We start from the raw sequence: 18,249 nt of genomic DNA, 5'->3' as shown, positions 1-18,249 counted from the left end.
GCGGGCGCTTTCCGTGTCGCTTGTGAAAGTTCTAACAAAGCTTTGGAGAGAAGGTCAAGCATCTTGTGCACTTTTTTCACAAAGACTTTGTCTTTTCTCTTAAATAACTGTTTTCACTATCACTTTTTCAAGAACAACAATTCTTGCCCTGTTGAGCTTTTCCTATTGGACGCCTAACATTTACAATTATTGGCAGGATGTTGCAAGCAATTCAGACAGAACTTTATACTTTTTTTCACTTACTCATTCTCAGAGCCTGAACAGCTTAGGGCATTACGTTGCAATTCTAACTACTTAGTTAGATCGAGCAACACATTTGTCACATTCACTGCTTGTTCACTCATTCACAATGCTCGCTCTATTTTCGCATTATAACGCCTTTGTGAAAATATGCACATTAGATTTACCTCCTCTGACCATCAGCTCTCCCTACTATATATAAAGGAGCTAACCACATTCCGCCAGCTTCCATTTTGTTTTATAAAACGCACCGTCTCTATTCTTATGATACATTCCTTCAAACAAGAATTTTTGCAAGAAAGCCAGATTTCCACTTGCGACTCTAGCAGTTTCAGGCTAGGGGAACGCCACACCCACAAAGTAAGGCTACATTCTAATGAAAAAAAATATGACCCTTGTTGAAGAAATTTCCGAACTTGATCTTGAGCTTTTGAAACTGCTGGCTCGTCGATCAAAGCTTATTAGCAAAACCCGCCGTCGCAAAAAAGAAGGCGCGGGTACTGATTCTATTTCAAACGAAAAGCGAATTCGTCTGGCATGGGAAGAGTCTGCTTGCAAATTCAGCAAAGACCCTCGCCTCGCACACCAGATGTTTACTTTGCTTCAGGATATTGAATTTATCTCCCGTGACGATGCGGATGAACAGAACACTTTCGGTCTTGCGCCTAACACACAGCCTGTGAAGATTGACATTCCTGGCCCGGCTGCACTGAACGCTACCCAGATCTGGATTGCACTTGCCGCTGCTAACGGCGTTGAATGCAACCTTACTGGCATTTCTACTGCTCATCCTATTTCTGACATCGTTAAAGGATTCAACCAGGCTGGCGCACGTCTCAGCTGGAAAGGTAACGATCTTTTCTGCAAAGAGTCTAAAGGACTCGACTTCGCAGACAAGGTTATCTTTGCTGGCAACAGCGAATTTAACGTTTACCTTCTTACACTTCAGGCTGTTGCCAAACACGGCACACTCAAGCTGACAGGCGGCTCTACCCTTAAAGATGCTGATCTTTCTGCGTTCCGCAACTTCCTGACACAGCTTGGCGCACGCATCGCACACGTTGTACCTCGTTCAAACGGCTTACCAGTTCGTCTCGAGTGCTCCGGTGTTCTCCCTGAAACTGTTGTTATTCCGGAGAACCTTCCTGAAGAAGCAGTAGTTGCTACTCTGGTAGCTGCAGCCACTTGGGGCGCAAAAATTTCTCTCGATCTTTCACAGAACGAAGCTGCAGCAAACGCTCTTGCGACTGTTACTCCTATCTTCGAATCTGCTGGCATCGCATATGAAGTTGAAGGTACCAACTGTGTAGTTCTTCCTGAAGAACCAGATTTCCCTGTGTACCCAGCAATCACCATGGATCCAAAAATCTGTGCAAGCATTCTTGCTTACCCTGCATTTGTAGGTGGTAAAGTTGCACTGCACGGAACTTGGCCTACCGACACTGCTGAAGGCGACGCTGTTGTTTCATTGCTTAAATCCGTAGGACTGACTGTTGCAGTTAAGCCGGACAGCATCGTAACAGTTAAACCGGAACGTGGTCACACCACCGACCCGATTGACATGCAGAACCTTCCTGCAGGCTACTTCCCACTCGCTTTGGCACTTACCTGCATTAAAGCAGTTGTAGCCAAAAGCCCTGTACAGCTTCCTACAGCTCCTGCTGGCACTTCCGTTGAAGTTATCGAAAGCTTTGTGGCACAGGCCAACATGCTTCTTGAAGATAATAAAGTACATCCTAATGCAGACGTTCCTCACGCTAAAGTGTGGACCAGCCCTGATGCTTTCTGGACAATGGCACTCGGACAGCTTGCGTTCATGAATCGCCCGCTCCATCTTGCCAACCCGGGCAGCATTACAGACCTGATGCCTACATTCTGGATGTTCTACAACACACTTCCAGAACCAACTATGGTTCGTAAGCCTAGGGAGGAAATGGATGGGGACAGACCAAAGAGACGCAGAGTCTTCACAGACGGCGACCCTAAAAACGAAGAACGCCAGCCAAGAGAGCGAGACAACAACTCCAGAGACGGCGGCTTCTCAAGGGATAGAGATCGCGGCTCCAGAGATGGTGGCTACTCCCGAGACAGGGACAACAACTCAAGAGACCGTGGATACTCCCGAGATCGTGACAACAGCTCAAGAGATCGCAACTCCAGAGATGGTCAGTCAAGAGATCGAAAAAGATATTAAGCAATTCGATAACGAGCTTAAAGCTATCGAAGACGCTTTTCGCGAATTAATCGCAACAGAAGATCCTGCAAAGGGCATCTTCCACGCCAGCGAAATTCATGAAAACCGTCAGCAAAAAAGCATTGCAGAAGTCAACCGACAGTTTGCAGTGAATAAAAGGAACAGAATCCGATTGGAAGCTGAGCCGTTTTAAGAATAAAAAACGCCGCACTAATTAGTGCGGCGTTTTTTTGTCTCCCAAAACTGGACACTTGCCTCAAGATTGCCTATCAATTTGCTGATTAACAATTTAGTAATTATTGACGCATTTCATACGAGGTATCTCATGCAAATTCTTTCTTCTCAAATTACAGGGTTCATGGAAAATTCTTCATGGATCAGAAAAATGTTTGAATCCGGCATTGCCCTTAAAAAGCAATACGGTGCAGATGCAGTATGCGACTTCAGTCTTGGCAATCCAGATGTTCCGGCTCCGGCAATGATCGGCGACATTCTCAACGATCTCGCTAAAGAGACCTCCACACCGTTTACTTTTGGCTATATGCCAAACGGCGGCTTCCCATGGGCGCGTCAGATTATTGCAGATCTGGTCAAGAAAGAACAAGATGTTGAGATAACTGCTGACGACGCCATACTCACTTGCGGTGCAGCCGGTGCCATGAACGCGTTCTTCCGCGCAGTTATGGAACCGGGTGATGAAGTTCTTGCAGTTGCCCCTTTCTTTGTTGAATACGGCTTCTACACTTCAAACCATCAGGCAACGTTCCGCACAGTCATGTCCAAACCGGACACCTTTGAACTGGACGTTGACGCAATCGATGCTGCGATCACCCCCAACACTCGCGCTATCATTATAAACTCACCGAACAATCCTACTGGCGCAGTATATACAATAGAAGAACTCAAGGCTCTTGCCGCTGTGCTGGAAAAGCACAACAAAGCAAACAGTCGTCCAATCTTTCTTATTTCTGACGAGCCATACCGATTCCTCGCCTTCGACGGCGTAGATGTTCCAAGCATCCTTCCGCTGTACGACTACGCGGTAGTTATGTCTTCCTTCTCTAAAAACCTCTCCATGGCAGGCGAACGTGTCGGCTATATTGCTGTCACTCCACGCATGGAAGCAAGACAGGAACTCATCAACGGCCTTATGCTTACAAACCGCATCCTCGGCTTTGTAAACCCGCCTGTTGTCGGCCAGCATATGCTCAAGGCTGCGCTCGAAGCTCAGGTTGATCCTGCAATCTATGAGAAGCGTCGTGACGCGATGGCTAAAGTCCTCAAAGAAGCAGGATACGACTTCCATCTTCCAAAAGGTGCATTTTACTTTTTCCCTAAAGCACCTGGTGGAGACGACGTGGCATTCTGCAACCGTCTTATGGAAGAAAAAATTCTCGCAGTACCGGGTTCCGGCTTCGGTGGTCCTGGCTACTTCCGACTCACTTTCTGTGTAGAAGAAGAAGTTATCAACCGATCCGCAGACGGTTTTAAACGCGCTATCGACAGCATGGCGTAATTCGCTGAAACGCAATAAGGGTGTGGAACTTTAGTTTCACACCCTTTTTTTATTCTCAACAAGCCATCGACAAAAAGCATTAAATAACTGAATTTTAAAAATAATAAGCATATGTTTTTTCAAACATCCAGACTGGCGAAGCCGTCATCAAACGAATTCAGGGGAGTGATGCACCATGCAGATCGATATGCATTATTACGGAACATACACCTTGGCACGAACCGCAGGACTTGATCAGGAAACTGCCGAGCTCATAGCGACCGCATCCCAATTTGTTGATGACAACACTTCCGTCTCCACTATTCGCTTTTCAGACGGTGGGCAGATGACAACAGCCGCTACCGGACATCATTTTGAACAGACCGAAAACATATCTTCCAACGCGCAACGGAATATCTGGATTCCATTCCACTTCCTGCCAGGAGCGTACGGAGACACTTTTAGCGAACGACTTATCTGCAAAAAGAACAGTGCCACAGCAGCGGAAATGACAGAAAACCATCTCCGCCTCTCACACAAGCCTTTTTCTCCACTACTTATAGGGATTGCAGCTCACGTTATTGCGGATACGTTCTCTCATTTCAACTTTTCCGGTGCGAGTTCACGTAAAAACAGTATCGACCAAGCATCCATAACAGTACTGGAACCTCAAAATGAAGACACCGCCCTTGCCGAAGAGCGGATGCGGTTCTTTGAACGCTTTAAATACGTTCGCCCTAATATCCGAACGATTCCAGAGGAAGAGTTGATGGGTACACTGGGACACGGAGCAGCAGCATCGTACCCCGACCTCCCCTATCTTGCATGGTCATACAACACAGAAGAAGCCCCTGCCCAAACCATACGTCGTCATAATCAAGATGACTTTATGGAAGCCGCAGAAATGCTCTATTCCCTATTCGTACGGTTTGCTGAACAAAGACCGGACCTAGCAGAATCACCACCAGTACCGTTCGACTCCATACAGGATTCACTTGCTATCATCTTTGCAAGCCCCGGCAACAAGCACCAACGTTCCGGCTTCTGGCAATTTGCTATGGCTCAGGGAGTATTCTTAGAAGGTCGGCAGGAAGAAATCCCACCTTACAAAGGACAGATGTGGAAAAACAGCTGTGAAGAGCTTGCAAGTTGCCCGGACTGCGCTCTCATTACAGAAATGGATATTTTTAAATTCTATCAAGCTGCATCTATACATAGAACGTATGTATTGCAGGAACTGCTACCAGCACATGATATCAGCGTACATTAGCAAGCTGTCCTAAATCACAGCTATGTCCCTCACAGCTGAGGACAAAAAATCCATATACTCATCAAGAGACATTCCTAAAAAGGATATGGTGTAGCCCGTGTAGCTTTCAGCACCAATAGAAAAGCACAGTGAATGCTCTCCCTCTGCTCCCACGCTTTCTATGGGACGATTGTCCAACAGACTCTCCATCGTTTCAGTTTCTAACACTGACTCTATTCGAAGAGAATCCGCTCCTAGTTCGAACTTCTCAAGAATTAAAATCTTTCCTGCCCAAGATTTATCCGCATGAAAGGTGAGGGCAACATCTCCCCAACTGCAATCAAGTAAATCCATTATAATGTCGCCATCATCTGGCAAGGAGGTTTGAAGCGAATCGCGTTGGCCATCCGGCTCCTCCCCTGATCTATTTCTGGTACCTGGGGCTCCATTCTCAAGAACTCTCCCTGATGACTTATCCATTGGCTCAAGAACAACCGGAACACCTATTTCTATAGGCTCCCCGTCATAAAAATTAATCAGATCATCATCACCTGTATCCAACCGCTCGCCGCCAAGAATTCCTTCCACCGTTCTGAAGTCATAGGCACATGAATCATCTTTTGTCTGAGTAGCATCTGTGTCGTTTTGTACTTCAGCAAAATAATGATTTACTGTTGAGAACGATGTTTCAGAAAACGGACTGGTATCATTAAATGAAGATTGATCCACATATTGATGATAATGATTGAGATCAGGCGGAGTACTTGGTTGAAATTCAGTAACCACGTCCGTGTTTATTTCTGAGCCTACATTTACCCCCCGTAAGGAACCAGTGCTTAAACTGCTAACCACTTGCTCCACAAAGCAATCAAAAGGATCGACTACATCTAGCTCATGGAGAAGATCAGAAAAAAAAGTCGCACTTTGTTCACCAAAGTGCGCCATGCAGTCAAAAAAATGGGAAGAAGGTTCATCAACCCCGAGAATGTTCTCTCTATGCACGAAGCTGAGTGGCAGGAGACACGAGAGATCACCACCAACCATATCTTCCATCAAGCATGTTGAAACGCTGCCATCCTTTTCTATTGCTGGCTGCGCCCCCTGCTCACAGGTAGAACATTCTTGCTCAGAATTCTTTATTTCTATATTTTCACCGTCAGAAACGACTTCATTTTCTGTTTCTCTACTCTCTAACCGTTGCATCAGCACTCGACGAATAACTGAGGGGGTACGAAGTAAATACATATTTCGACATTAATCCTTTCGATCGACGATAAAGAGACCTACCAGCCTAGGGCTATATTTATTCTCCATCAGCTCAGGTTGATATTATAACCTGTCGAATCTGACTAAAAGACTCAACAAAGCTATATGCAAAATATTTTGAATGCGGAAAGCTAACGTAAAGATGTTACAACCATCCAAAACCAAACACTATTTATCTATAATTGTTGGCAAATTGCATGCACTGCAAAATGCTTACTTTCCTTTCATAGTGAAATAAAGTACACCTCGCTTGCCGGTTAAGGCGCTTGGGCCTCTGCCATTCTAAACTTGACTTATTTCGTAATCTCACTTAACGAACCATCTCTTATGTCTATCTTGCGGAGTGCTGATGTTTGAGACCTTATCTGACAGATTAAACGGTGTATTTGAAAAGTTCAGTGGTCAAAAGACCTTGAACGAAGAAAACGTACAAGCTGGCCTGAGAGAAGTGCGCCTTGCACTGCTCGAAGCAGACGTTAACTTTAAAGTTGTTAAAGAATTTGTTGCCCGTGTTGGTGATAAATGTCTTGGTCACGATGTACTAAAAGGTCTCGACCCTGCTCAGCAGGTAATCAAGATTGTACATGATGAGCTGGTTGAGTTGCTTGGTGGTGACACCACCGACTTAGACCTTACAGGCTCAAAACCGGCAGTCATTATGATGGTCGGCTTGCAGGGTTCCGGTAAAACTACCTCCTCTGCAAAGCTTGCAAACGTGTTGCGCAAGCAGAACAAAAAGCCGTTCCTTGTTCCGGCTGACGTTTACCGTCCAGCTGCTATTGACCAGTTGCAAACACTGGGCAAACAGCTCGGTATTCCTGTGTTCAACTCATCTCCGGACATGAATCCGGTTGATATCGCATCTGCTGCTCTCGCTGAAGCTAAAGAGCAGGATTACGATGTTGTACTCATCGATACCGCTGGTCGTCTGCATATCGACGAACAATTGATGGAAGAACTTGCGACTATTAAGCGCAACGTTTCTCCACAGGAAATTTTGTTCGTAGCTGATGCTATGACCGGTCAGGACGCTGTAACTGTTGCAACCTCGTTCAACGAGCAGCTTGAAATTTCCGGTGTAGTGCTCACCAAAATGGACGGTGACGCGCGCGGTGGTGCCGCACTTTCCATTAAATCCGTTACTGGCAAATCCGTTAAATTTGTCGGTATGGGTGAAAAACTTTCTGAGATGGAAATTTTCCATCCAGACCGTATTGCAGGTCGCATTCTTGGAATGGGCGATGTGCTTACGCTCGTTGAAAAGGCGCAAGCTGAAGTAAGCGAAAAAGAAGCCGAAGAAATGGCTCGCAAGATGCAGAAAGCGGAATTCGATTTCGAAGATTTCCGCACTCAGATGCGCCGGATGAAAAAAATCGGCTCACTGGACAGCATCTTAAAAATGATTCCGGGCATGGGTGCGCTCAAGAACAAACTTGGCGACCTTAATGTTCCGGAAAGCGAACTGAATCGCGTTGAGGCAATTATCAACTCAATGACGAATCAGGAGCGCCGCAATCCGCAGCTCATCAATCAGAGCCGCAAAGAGCGTATTGCTAAAGGTTGTGGTCTTAAACTCAAAGACGTTAACGACCTTATCAAAAACTTTACGCAAATGCGTCAAATGATGAAACAAATGATGGGTGGCGGTAAGGGCAAGAAAGGCAAATTCCCTAAACTCCCAGGAATGGGCGGTTTAGGTGGCGGCGAAATGCCTGATATGAATGCCCTTGGCGGTATGGGCGGTATGCCTGGCATGGGTGGTTTACCTGGTATGGGTGGCCTCTCAGGCATGGACGGTTTTCCGGGAATGGGAGCGGATGATTCCTCCACCCCTTCCAAAAAGGAACTCCAGAAAAAGCGTGACGCCCGCAAAAAAGAAAAGAAAAAGAAAAAACAGGGTCGTAAGAAGAAATAATTACGCTCCTAATTAAAGAAATATACTGACTCAATAACGTCAGTATTGCATTCTTGAAAAAAAACCATATGATTACAAAATATAATGGGAGAACAACAATATGGCCGTTAAGTTGAGACTGACCCGTATGGGCAACAAGAAGCGTGCATTTTACCGCGTGGTGGCTGCTAACAACCTGAGCCGTCGCGACGGACGTCCTCTTGAGTACCTCGGTTACTATAACCCAATGGTAGAACCAGCTGAAATCAAGCTCGACATGGAAAAGATCGAAAAATGGCTTGCGGAAGGTGCAGAACCTACTCCAACCGTTCGTGGTCTTATCAAGAAAGCTAAGTAGCTTTTTCTGTTGACAGCTTTCTCTCAGCAGGTCATCGATAGTTAATATTGATATCATGCTGAACAACGAGTGGAGGTGAGTCGTGTTGAAAGATCTAGTTGAGTATATCGCTAAGTCACTGGTGGACAACCCTGACGATGTTGTCGTTACTGAAGTTGAAGGTGAACAGACATCTGTACTTGAACTCAAGGTTGCTAAAGAAGACCTTGGCAAGGTAATCGGCAAACAGGGTCGCACTGCTCGTGCAATGCGCACCATCCTCGGCGCCGCCTCCACAAAAGCCAAGAAACGTTCTGTTTTGGAAATTCTTGAATAGAACGTCCTAAGGGCACATGACTGAAACTCATTTCATTGAAATTGGATTGATAGTCAAGCCACACGGATTGCGGGGGGAAGTCTGCGTAAATTACTTCGCGGACTCCCCTTTTCTCTTGAAGGACACAGTCTGGCTTCAAAAAGGCAAAAGCGCCCCTGTTGAACACAAGGTCGCTTCATCCCGCCCCCACAAAGGGCAGGCTTTGCTTACGCTTGAAAGTTGCCGTGACAGAAACTGTGCTGAAGAACTTCGCAATGTGAAGGTTTTGGTTCCCGATGCTGAACTACCGGACCTTACTGAAGAAGAAGTGTACCTCCACGAACTAGATGGCATGAACGTTGTGCTCGAAAACGGCTCCTTAGTTGGCCGTATTACAGCATTCCAATTCAACCTCGGTTCAGAAGTCTGGGTTATTACAACCGATGACAAGAAAGAAGTACTCTTCCCTGCTACAGAAGAATTCGTTGTCGACATCGATATTGAAAAAGAAACTGTTACCATAGCGCCGCCTCCCGGCTTACTGGAACTCTACCTAAGCGAGAAGTAGCGCAAAATGCAGTTTAACATTGTTAGCCTCTTTCCAGAGTTTTTTGACTCTGCGCTTACATGCGGGCTTATGAAAAAAGCGTCGGACTCCGGTCTGGTCGCTTTTGATTTTCACAACCCGCGCACGTTTGCATCCGACAAGCATCAAACCGTTGACGCCCGCCCCTATGGCGGCGGCCCCGGCATGGTTATGATGCTTGACCCGCTTGTTCAAACATTGCGCAGCATTAAAAAACCCGGGCGCATTCTTATGATGGCGCCTAAAGGAAAGCCCTTTACCCAGTCCATGGCTAAAGAACTTTCCAAGGAAGATAATCTTACGATCATTTGTGGTCGATATGAAGGGTTTGATGCCCGTTTAGAAGAGCTTTTCGACATTGAACCAGTCTCCATTGGTGACTACGTTCTCAACGGTGGCGAAACAGCTGCTCTATCGATAATTGAATCCACAGCCCGTCTTGTTCCCGGTTACATGGGACATGAAGATTCCGGCGAAGAGGAAAGCTTTTCCTCTGGACTGCTCGAGTACCCGCACTACACTCGCCCTGTCGAGTATGAGGGTTTGACTGTTCCGGATGTTCTACGTTCTGGTGATCACAAGCGCATTGCAGAGTGGCGTAAAGAACAAGCGTTAAAAATTACCCTGCACGAGAGACCCGACATTCTTCATAGTGCCCCACTCGACGCTAATGACATGGAAACTTTGAAGAATGAGGACAGAGAACGTCTTGGAAGAAATCTCTATTGCGCACTGGTACACTATCCAGTGGTCAATAAAGAGAATAAATCTGTTGCCGTTTCTTTGACAAACCTCGATATTCACGATATAGCCCGCTGTTCATGCACCTATGGTCTAGGTGGGTACTATATTTCAACGCCTATTGAAGACCAACAACAAATGCTTGCAGATATTCTCAAGCATTGGGTTACAGGCGCGGGAACAACCGCTAACCCCGACAGAGGGGAAGCCCTGCAAATTATCAAGGGCGTCCGCTATGTTGAAGAAGCGATTGAAGATATTATAGAGCGTACAGGCCAACGCCCTCTACTGGTTGCGACGAGTGCCAGAGGGGCTGGAGACATACATTACGAACAATTTCGTGACGTAATGGTGGACCGACCTATACTGCTCCTGTTTGGTACAGCTCACGGTCTTGCACCGCAAATTCTGGATATGTGTGACAGAATGCTGCGTCCGGTTAGATACCTTGATGGGTACAACCACTTATCTGTAAGAACTGCTGCTGCTATCATCATTGACCGGATATTAGGTGATGCCCTATAGGGCTAAGCCGTAACGTAATTTTATAACGCAGACTCGTGCTGCGAAGAAAGGCATTAATATGAATATTATTGAAAAAATCGAACGCGAACAGCTTCGCATGGATATCCCTAAGTTTAAAGCTGGTGACACTGTTAAAGTTCACATGCGTATTATCGAAGGCGAAAAAGAACGCATCCAGGTTTTCCAGGGTGCAGTAATCCGTGTAAGTAAAGGCACAACCGACGCAACTTTCACCGTACGTAAAATTTCTGACGGTGTTGGCGTTGAACGTGTATTCCCTACACATTCCCCATCCATTGAGCGCATCGAAGTTGTTCAGGAAGGCCGCGTACGTCGTAGCCGTCTTTACTACCTCCGTGACCTCAAAGGTAAAGCTGCTCGTATCAAGCCGAAAAACCGCTGGTAGTCTTAGGACTTCAACGATTTGGTCTTCAAAGGGAGTTGGCAATGCCAGCTCCCTTTTTTACGGTCAACAATCTCTATATTCTCTGCCCAACACATGCTACGCTGCACCCTGTAATGTAACGACACGCTTATGAATCAAAATACACTCACTATTTTTACCGCTTCACCCGAAGAAGCAGACTGGCCAACGCCATTTGCCGGCATCGATGAAGCTGGTCGCGGTTGTCTTGCAGGTCCTGTAGTAGCTGGAGCCTGTATTCTTGATCCGTCCAACCCTATTGAAGGGCTCACGGACTCAAAGAAACTTACAGAAAAACGCAGGCAAGCCTTGTACCCGCAGATCAAAGAGAAATCTCTTGCATGGGGTATTGGTGTTATCTGGCCGGAAGAAATTGACCGTATTAATATTCTGCAATCCACCTTTCGTGCAATGTTCAAAGCAGTAAATTGCTTAAAAGTAGATCCTGTTTTGCTGGCAATTGACGGCAATGCCACCATTCCTAAAGAAATTGCAGGGTCCATTGATCAGCAATGCATTATTAAAGGTGATTTGAAAATTCAGGCTATTTCTGCCGCATCCATTCTTGCAAAAACGTTCCGCGATGAGCTTATGGTCAAACTAGACAAGCGATACAGCGGATATGGTTTTGCAGGTCACAAAGGATACGGCACAAAGGCGCATATTGCCGCTATTGCAGCAAACGGCCCGTGCAGGATGCACAGACTCACATTTGCAAAAGTAAAGCCTGAACCGCCAAAACAGGAACAAAAATCCCTATGGTAGCACGCCACCTTGAAACAGGCACAGCCGGAGAAGACGCTGCAACCGCCCATCTTGTTGCCCGAGGCTATTCAATTGTAGCTCGCAACTGGCGCGCAAAACAGCTCGAACTGGATATCGTCTGTACCAAAGGTGACTATGTTATTTTTGCTGAAGTAAAAACACGTTCCTGCTCAGGCATGAGTCCGGCTATTAACGCCTTGTCCATGCCTAAAATGAAAAAGCTATGCAAAGCTGCACAGCTCTATATTTCTCAAAACAATCTTTGGGATACCCCCTGTCGTTTTGACCTGCTTGCAGTAACCAGAACCGACACCGAGTATCAGGTGGAGCACATTCAAGATGCCTTCGAACTCTCCCAGCTTATGGGTGGTGGCAACACCGCTTGGCAACCATGGTGATCTTTCCCCAAGGGCACAAGAAGTGCTCGCCACAGTCGATATGGTTCTTTCAGAAGATACCCGCCGTACCGGTCTGCTTTTTAAATCTACAGGTGTCACCGCAAAAAAACTTGTAAGCTTTCACGATCATAACGAAGAAGCAAAAGCTCCCGGTATTATTGCTGCAATGGAAGAGGGTCAGGTCTTTGCGATTGTTTCCGATGCTGGAATGCCGCTGTTTTCTGATCCGGGCTATCGTCTTGTGAAACTCGCCCGTGAAAAAGGCATAAAAGTTTCCGTTGTCCCCGGTCCAAGTGCACCACTTACTGCTTTAGCTGCAAGTGGCATTGCTCCGCAGCCATTTACCTTCGTCGGTTTTCCTCCAAGGAAAACCAACGATCAAAAAAAACTTTTTGAAGAATTTTCCATGCTGCGCTCTACTATTGTATTCTTTGAACGCAAAAACCGTTTAGCAGCAACGCTTAAAGCCGCTTTTGAAGTTCTTGGCCCACGAGAACTATGTGTGGCTCGAGAATTGACCAAGCTCCATGAGGAGTTTATCTTAGGTCGACTGGAAAAACATGATGAAATACCAGAAGATTTGTTAGGTGAGATAACTGTTGTTATCGGCCCTCCGGAATCCAACGGTAAAACAAGCGAAGCTGAACTGCTTGCACTTATTACTGAAGAAACTGAAATTGGCGGCAAACCGAAAGAGATTGCCCGCCGTGTTAAAGAAGAAGCTTCCGGCTGGACAGTAAAAGCCGTGTATCAGTTCATGCAGGACAATTAATCCCAACACGTTGTACGCTCAGGATTACTAATGCTTACTGCCCGCACTCTCATAACCTGTTTCCTCCGTACATACCTTGTAGGTACGGGATTCAACACTCGCGGCCTGCAAAACACAGGCTTAGTGTTCACTATGGAACCGGGACTGCGGGAACTGTATAAAGATCCTGAAGCATTGCGTGAGGCCAGAGGCCGTTATTTAGAGCTATACAATACCCATCCTTTTTGGACGCCTCTTCTTGTAGGCGTGTTCCTTTCCATTGAGTCGCATATTGCAAAAGGCAATCTGCCTGCAAAAATGCTCGGTTCAGTTAAAGAAACTACTACCTACACCCTCTCTGCAATTGGTGACTCCTTTTTTGGAGGAAGCTTGCTGTCCATGTGGGCGCTGTCCACAGTATGCATGCTTGTCTCAGGATTTGATTATATTGCCTTAGCATGGACGCTGCTACTCTTTGCAGCCTTGCAGGCATTCAAGTTCTTCACCTTTGTATCCGGAGTCCGGAACGGCCTACAGATGATTACAAGCCTCAGGAACTGGGATCTTATTAACTGGGGAGAAAAGATTAAAATCGCTAACTCCTTCATCCTGGTTCTTATGTTGTATCTTTTCTGGCCGGGTACCCACAGCATTCCTGAGTGGTCGCTTATTGCGGGCACTTTATTAAGCGCAAGTTTTGTTGTGGGAAGACTACATTTATCACGCGTATTGCTGGTATACCTTTTACTCTTTCTTATGTTTTTTATACTACCGTGGATTAGCAAGGTTATTCCACTTTCCCCAATCTAGAGGAATTGACAACCAATGGAACCTACAGGTGAAAATAACAGCTTAGAAGCAGTTGTTTGCGTAGAGAACGAGCTAGGACTGCACGCACGTCCGGCAGGCAAAGTTGCTCAACTTGCGCAATCATTTCAGGCTGACATTGCTTTTTGGGTGGCAGACCAACAAGCAGACGCAAAGTCCATTCTGGACATTCTCTCCCTTGCAGCACCGCAAGGCACAGAGATTTGCATTAAAGCTTCCGGCTCGGACGCCAGTGAAGCCCTTGAACAAATCAGTCAACTTTTTCATGACAAGTTCGAAGGGGATAGATAGTGGCTCGTAAAATTCTTCGCGGCATACCTGTTTCAGCAGGTATCTCTATCGGCAAGGCTTACTTTGTTAACCGCCAGAAAGAACGCCGCATACCGCGCGAAACCATCCCCCATCATCTGGTGGGTATTGAAACCGAACGACTTCACAACGCTGTTGAAGAAGTCCGTCAGGGATTCATGGATGCCCGCGCGCGTATTCCAGAAGAATTAAAAGAACACGGCGCTATCATCGATTCTCACTTGATGATTTGTCAGGACCCAAAACTTATTGCGTCAGCAGCAAAGAATATTGCTGACCGAGCTATCACCGCAGAATGGGCGCTTGAGCGTTCCATCAACGCTATTGGCAAAGCGTTCAGCGCTATTGATGATCCATACATTCGAGAACGAATGCAGGATGTACGCGTTGTTGGTGATAAAATTATGCAGGCACTTATTGGCACACCGAAACCGGTAGATTTACCGGCTGGTCGCCGCGTTCTTATGGCGCATGACCTGACACCGGCTGACGCCATTGAGATTGAACTCAGCAGAATTATGTCTTTTGCTACGGCAGAAGGCGGAAAAACCTCACATACAGGTATTCTTGCACGTTCCCTGCAAATTCCTGCCATCGTAGGCGTTGAAGACCTTGAAGACTCCATCAGAGATGGAGATCTGGTCATTGTCGACGCGCTGAAAGGACTTATCTTCATTGACCCGAGTGAAGAAGAGCTTGCCCACTACGGTGACAGAAAATACCAATTTGAAGACTATCAGAAAGCCATTGTAAAACAGTGCCACCTTCCGGCCGAAACCGTAGACGGCTACCGGCTTGAGGTTTGTGCTAACATTGAACTGGCAGAAGAGCTTGTTCAAGTAAAAGACAATGGCGGTCAGGGTGTCGGGCTCTATCGTACTGAATATGCGTTTTTCAACAAAAAGAAGATGCCGGACGAAGAGATGCTGTATGAAGAATACACCACTCTGGCAGAGCAGCTTTCACCGGGTAAAGTAATTTTACGTACGTTGGACGTAGGTGCAGACAAGTTACTAGATGAACAGGCCATGTTAGAAGAAGCCAACCCTGCATTGGGGTTACGCGGTATCCGCTTCTGCCTGCGCTATCAAAGTCTCTTCCGTATGCAGCTGCGCGCCATGCTCCGGTCATCTGTCCATGGTAATGTTTCCATCATGTTCCCAATGATCTCCGGCTTAAAAGAGTTGCGTCAGGCACGTTTTGTACTTAACTCTGTTAAAAGCGAACTTGATGCCGAAGGCGTTGCCTACAATCCGGATATTCCAGTGGGTATTATGATCGAACTGCCAAGCGCAGTCATGATCGCAGATACCCTTGCCCGGGAAGTAGATTTCTTCTCCATCGGAACAAATGATCTTATTCAATATTCACTGGGTATTGATAGAACAAACAAACATGTTTCCTATCTTTACCAACCGCTACATCCAGCCATTGTACGTTCGATAAAGTACGTTATCGATGCCGCGCACAAAGAAGGCATTGAAGCGTCCGTATGTGGCGAAGTAGCATCAGACCCGTACTGTGTACCGATTTTAATGGGCATGAGGGTTGACGGAATTTCTATTGCGCCGCAAGCTATTCCGGGAATTAAACGAATAATCCGCCAGATTGATATGGAAGAGTGCATTGAACTGTTGGGCGACGTGCTTACACACGCCACCGTATCCAGAATCAACACTAAAGTTCGTAAGCGTATTTTTAAACGCTTCCCTGAGGAACTTTCATTCTTCGCATCACTCATTGAGCAGGATGATATAACGGAACCGTAATGAGCAAAAAGAAAAAAAAGAAAAGTGGCGGCAGCTTTATTGCCGTTAATAAAAAAGCACGTCGTTACTACGAAGTGCTGGATACCCTTGAAGCAGGCATGTCACTCCTTGGCACTGAAGTAAAGTCAATGCGCGCAGGACAAGTGGCCTTTACCGACAGCTACATCAGCTACAAAGACGGTGAGGCATGGATCGTAGGGCTGCACATTGCTCCTTACGAAAATGCCGGCTACTCACAGCACGAACCAGAACGCGACCGTAGACTTCTTCTCCACCGTCGTGAAATTGAAATGTGGATGACTAAAGTTGAACAGCGCGGCCTAACAGTTGTGCCTCTTAAACTGTACTTTAAGAACTCCCGTATCAAACTGGAAATCGGTCTGTGCCGTGGTAAAAAACTGCATGACCAACGTGAAACTATCAAGCAGCGTGATGCCGCTCGTGATGTTGCACGCCAAATGCTGGATCGCTAACCATATCTTACCTATGCCGGAAATAACGTATTCGTACGTTCTTTCCGGCATATTCTGTTGTATGGTACAAGATAGTTTGCTGCGGGCAACACTTGTTCGCTGAATGTCTTTAGCGAACAAACTGTTTGTCATCTCCGGTATCCAAAGAACCCGACACAGTCGCTAGCCGTATCCTTCTATTCATCGAGAATGGCTACCGCTTTTATAAAAAGGCTTCTTTGAACTTTCTAATAACTTACTTGTGAGTAATTTTTGATTGGCAAATACGCCCAGCGTCTTATTCGCCAATCACTTTCAGGATAGATGTATGCCGCTACTTTCTCTTCCCCAGCGTCGTTTTTTACAAGATCTTTTCTCCGATGCAGATTGTCTGCTGACACCGGAAGAAATGGTTGTTTACGAAGCCGATGCGAGCCGCCTTGAAGGCACCCCCCTTGCTGTTGTTCGTCCAGAAACAGATGAACAAATTATTGAGCTCATGCGTTGGGCGCATAATGGATGTATTCCGTTATATCCAAGAGCCCGTGCAACAAACGTTGTAGGACTTTGTGTTCCGCAACAACCGGGGATTGTCGTTTCAACGCTAAAAATGGATTCTATTCTAGAAGTCGATTCTGACGACTTCATTGCCAGAGTTCAACCGGGTGTCATCACTGGCGACCTGCAAAAGCGTGTAGAACAAGACAAGCTCTTCTACCCGCCAGACCCAGCAAGCTTAGGAATTTCCACAATCGGCGGCAACGTAGCCACCTGTGCCGGTGGTATGCGTGCGTTAAAGTACGGTGTTACCCGTGAATGGGTATTAGGCTGCAAAGCTGTTTTACCCGGTGGCGAAACCATCACCTGCGGTGGTCGTAACCATAAAAATGTTGTGGGACTTGATCTGCTTCGACTGCTGACAGGCAGTGAAGGCACGCTTGCGTTCATGACAGAAATCACGCTCAAGCTTATTCCAAAACCGGAATCCACAGCATCTATTCTCGCAGGATTTGCGAACCTTGAAGAAGCACTGCACGCTATTAAAATTATGTTTAAAGCAGGCATGCTTCCTGCTGCCCTCGAATTTATGGGGCCAGAAGTTCTAACGGCATTAAAAGATGCCGGAACGGTTCCATGGCCTTCTACAGTCACAGCTTCACTGCTGCTTCGTTTCGATGGTTCACATCAGGCTTTGAAAGCAGATCTGGACAAAGCTGAGGCCATCTTCAAAGCATGTAACGTGCTCTGGTCTACCACTGGTCTTGGTAAAGAAGAGGAAGAGCCACTTTGGGATGTTAGACGTTCCATCAACCCTGCCTCCTTTAAAGTAGCGCCAAACAAATTTTCCGATGATGTTACCGTTCCTCGCGGCAGACTTTTAGAAGCTGTTACCGGCATCCGTAAAATCGCAGACACGTACAGCCTGCCGATTCTTACATTCGGACATGTGGGTGATGGCAACATTCACGTTAACATCATGCACGATGCTACAGACGCAGACGAACTGGCTCGTGCAAAAACAGCTAAGAAAGAAATTTCAGAATTTGTTCTCTCTTTACGAGGAACTCTTTCCGGTGAGCACGGTGTAGGATTGATTAAAGCACCGTACGTTCATTTACAGCTTAGTGAAACCGAACGCTCACTCATGAGGCAGATCAAACAGATATTTGATCCGCACTCCATTATGAACCCGGGCAAAGCGTTTTAAGG

19 protein-coding genes are annotated in these 18,249 nt (G+C 46.5%); 18 read left to right on the top strand and 1 reads right to left on the bottom strand.

All coding sequences use genetic code 11. The features are described 5' to 3' along the window. Nucleotides 1-616 precede the first annotated feature (616 nt). From ACZ5V1_RS01100 to ACZ5V1_RS01085, 4 genes are all read left to right on the top strand, one after another. Nucleotides 617-2,434 (top strand): chorismate mutase, encoded by a 1,818-nt coding sequence (locus ACZ5V1_RS01100; RefSeq protein ID WP_464390213.1) that lies wholly within the window; start codon nucleotides 617-619, stop codon nucleotides 2,432-2,434. Next, complete coding sequence (locus tag ACZ5V1_RS01095) at nucleotides 2,403-2,627, top strand: hypothetical protein (RefSeq protein ID WP_464390212.1); 225 nt, start codon at nucleotides 2,403-2,405, stop codon at nucleotides 2,625-2,627. Before ACZ5V1_RS01100 ends, ACZ5V1_RS01095 begins: the two co-directional genes overlap by 32 nt. 132 nt (nucleotides 2,628-2,759) lie before the next feature. Next, nucleotides 2,760-3,950: a pyridoxal phosphate-dependent aminotransferase gene (locus ACZ5V1_RS01090; RefSeq protein WP_464390211.1), complete on the top strand. Its 1,191-nt coding sequence runs from the start codon at nucleotides 2,760-2,762 to the stop codon at nucleotides 3,948-3,950. A gap of 175 nt (nucleotides 3,951-4,125) precedes the next feature. Further along, nucleotides 4,126-5,199 (top strand): DUF6765 family protein, encoded by a 1,074-nt coding sequence (locus tag ACZ5V1_RS01085; RefSeq protein ID WP_464390210.1) that lies wholly within the window; start codon nucleotides 4,126-4,128, stop codon nucleotides 5,197-5,199. A 9-nt stretch (nucleotides 5,200-5,208) separates the two neighbouring features. Here ACZ5V1_RS01085 and ACZ5V1_RS01080 read toward each other — a convergent pair whose 3' ends face one another. Then, entirely contained in the window at nucleotides 5,209-6,423 is a 1,215-nt protein-coding gene (locus tag ACZ5V1_RS01080; RefSeq protein ID WP_464390209.1) for a hypothetical protein, read from the bottom strand. 370 nt (nucleotides 6,424-6,793) lie between these two features. Between ACZ5V1_RS01080 and ffh the strand changes: the two genes are divergently transcribed. The 14 genes from ffh to ACZ5V1_RS01010 all read left to right on the top strand — a co-directional run bounded on the left by ffh (nucleotide 6,794) and on the right by ACZ5V1_RS01010 (nucleotide 18,247). Continuing rightward, nucleotides 6,794-8,359, top strand: coding sequence for a signal recognition particle protein (ffh, locus tag ACZ5V1_RS01075; RefSeq protein WP_464390208.1), 1,566 nt, complete (start codon nucleotides 6,794-6,796; stop codon nucleotides 8,357-8,359). Nucleotides 8,360-8,459: 100 nt separating this feature from the next. After that, complete coding sequence (gene rpsP / locus ACZ5V1_RS01070) at nucleotides 8,460-8,696, top strand: 30S ribosomal protein S16 (protein WP_066852338.1); 237 nt, start codon at nucleotides 8,460-8,462, stop codon at nucleotides 8,694-8,696. 82 nt (nucleotides 8,697-8,778) lie between these two features. Next, entirely contained in the window at nucleotides 8,779-9,012 is a 234-nt protein-coding gene (locus tag ACZ5V1_RS01065) for a KH domain-containing protein (protein WP_020000350.1), read from the top strand. A gap of 16 nt (nucleotides 9,013-9,028) precedes the next feature. Then, nucleotides 9,029-9,559, top strand: a complete 531-nt coding sequence (gene rimM, locus ACZ5V1_RS01060; RefSeq protein WP_464390207.1) for a ribosome maturation factor RimM — start codon at nucleotides 9,029-9,031, stop codon at nucleotides 9,557-9,559. 6 nt (nucleotides 9,560-9,565) lie between these two features. Beyond that, the gene (gene trmD / locus ACZ5V1_RS01055; RefSeq protein ID WP_464390206.1) at nucleotides 9,566-10,843 is read left to right on the top strand and encodes a tRNA (guanosine(37)-N1)-methyltransferase TrmD; all 1,278 of its coding nucleotides are present in this window, start codon (nucleotides 9,566-9,568) and stop codon (nucleotides 10,841-10,843) included. A gap of 58 nt (nucleotides 10,844-10,901) precedes the next feature. Next, nucleotides 10,902-11,249: a 50S ribosomal protein L19 gene (gene rplS, locus ACZ5V1_RS01050; protein ID WP_464385459.1), complete on the top strand. Its 348-nt coding sequence runs from the start codon at nucleotides 10,902-10,904 to the stop codon at nucleotides 11,247-11,249. Between the two features lie 129 nt (nucleotides 11,250-11,378). Next, nucleotides 11,379-12,032, top strand: coding sequence for a ribonuclease HII (locus ACZ5V1_RS01045; protein WP_464390205.1), 654 nt, complete (start codon nucleotides 11,379-11,381; stop codon nucleotides 12,030-12,032). Next, a complete protein-coding gene (locus ACZ5V1_RS01040; RefSeq protein WP_464390204.1) occupies nucleotides 12,026-12,430 on the top strand; it encodes a YraN family protein in 405 nt (134 codons plus the stop codon). Before ACZ5V1_RS01045 ends, ACZ5V1_RS01040 begins: the two co-directional genes overlap by 7 nt. Beyond that, nucleotides 12,372-13,202: a 16S rRNA (cytidine(1402)-2'-O)-methyltransferase gene (gene rsmI, locus ACZ5V1_RS01035; RefSeq protein ID WP_464390203.1), complete on the top strand. Its 831-nt coding sequence runs from the start codon at nucleotides 12,372-12,374 to the stop codon at nucleotides 13,200-13,202. Before ACZ5V1_RS01040 ends, rsmI begins: the two co-directional genes overlap by 59 nt. Nucleotides 13,203-13,232: 30 nt before the next feature. Next, nucleotides 13,233-13,991: a PTS system mannose/fructose/sorbose family transporter subunit IID gene (locus ACZ5V1_RS01030; protein ID WP_464390202.1), complete on the top strand. Its 759-nt coding sequence runs from the start codon at nucleotides 13,233-13,235 to the stop codon at nucleotides 13,989-13,991. Nucleotides 13,992-14,006: 15 nt separating this feature from the next. After that, nucleotides 14,007-14,300 carry an HPr family phosphocarrier protein gene (locus ACZ5V1_RS01025; RefSeq protein ID WP_160714852.1) on the top strand — a complete coding sequence of 98 codons (294 nt, stop codon included), beginning with the start codon at nucleotides 14,007-14,009 and terminating at the stop codon, nucleotides 14,298-14,300. Beyond that, on the top strand, nucleotides 14,300-16,087 hold the full coding sequence (gene ptsP / locus ACZ5V1_RS01020; protein WP_464390201.1) for a phosphoenolpyruvate--protein phosphotransferase: 1,788 nt from the start codon (nucleotides 14,300-14,302) through the stop codon (nucleotides 16,085-16,087). The genes ACZ5V1_RS01025 and ptsP overlap by 1 nt, the downstream gene beginning before the upstream one ends. Continuing rightward, entirely contained in the window at nucleotides 16,087-16,560 is a 474-nt protein-coding gene (smpB, locus tag ACZ5V1_RS01015; RefSeq protein ID WP_464385453.1) for an SsrA-binding protein SmpB, read from the top strand. The genes ptsP and smpB overlap by 1 nt, the downstream gene beginning before the upstream one ends. A gap of 307 nt (nucleotides 16,561-16,867) precedes the next feature. Continuing rightward, nucleotides 16,868-18,247: an FAD-binding oxidoreductase gene (locus ACZ5V1_RS01010; protein ID WP_464390200.1), complete on the top strand. Its 1,380-nt coding sequence runs from the start codon at nucleotides 16,868-16,870 to the stop codon at nucleotides 18,245-18,247. Nucleotides 18,248-18,249: the final 2 nt, after the last annotated feature.

The sequence above is a fragment of the Halodesulfovibrio oceani subsp. galateae genome (assembly GCF_055397225.1).
The sequence above is the reverse complement of the archived record's forward strand: the minus strand, read 5'-3'. Positions and strand labels throughout refer to the sequence as shown.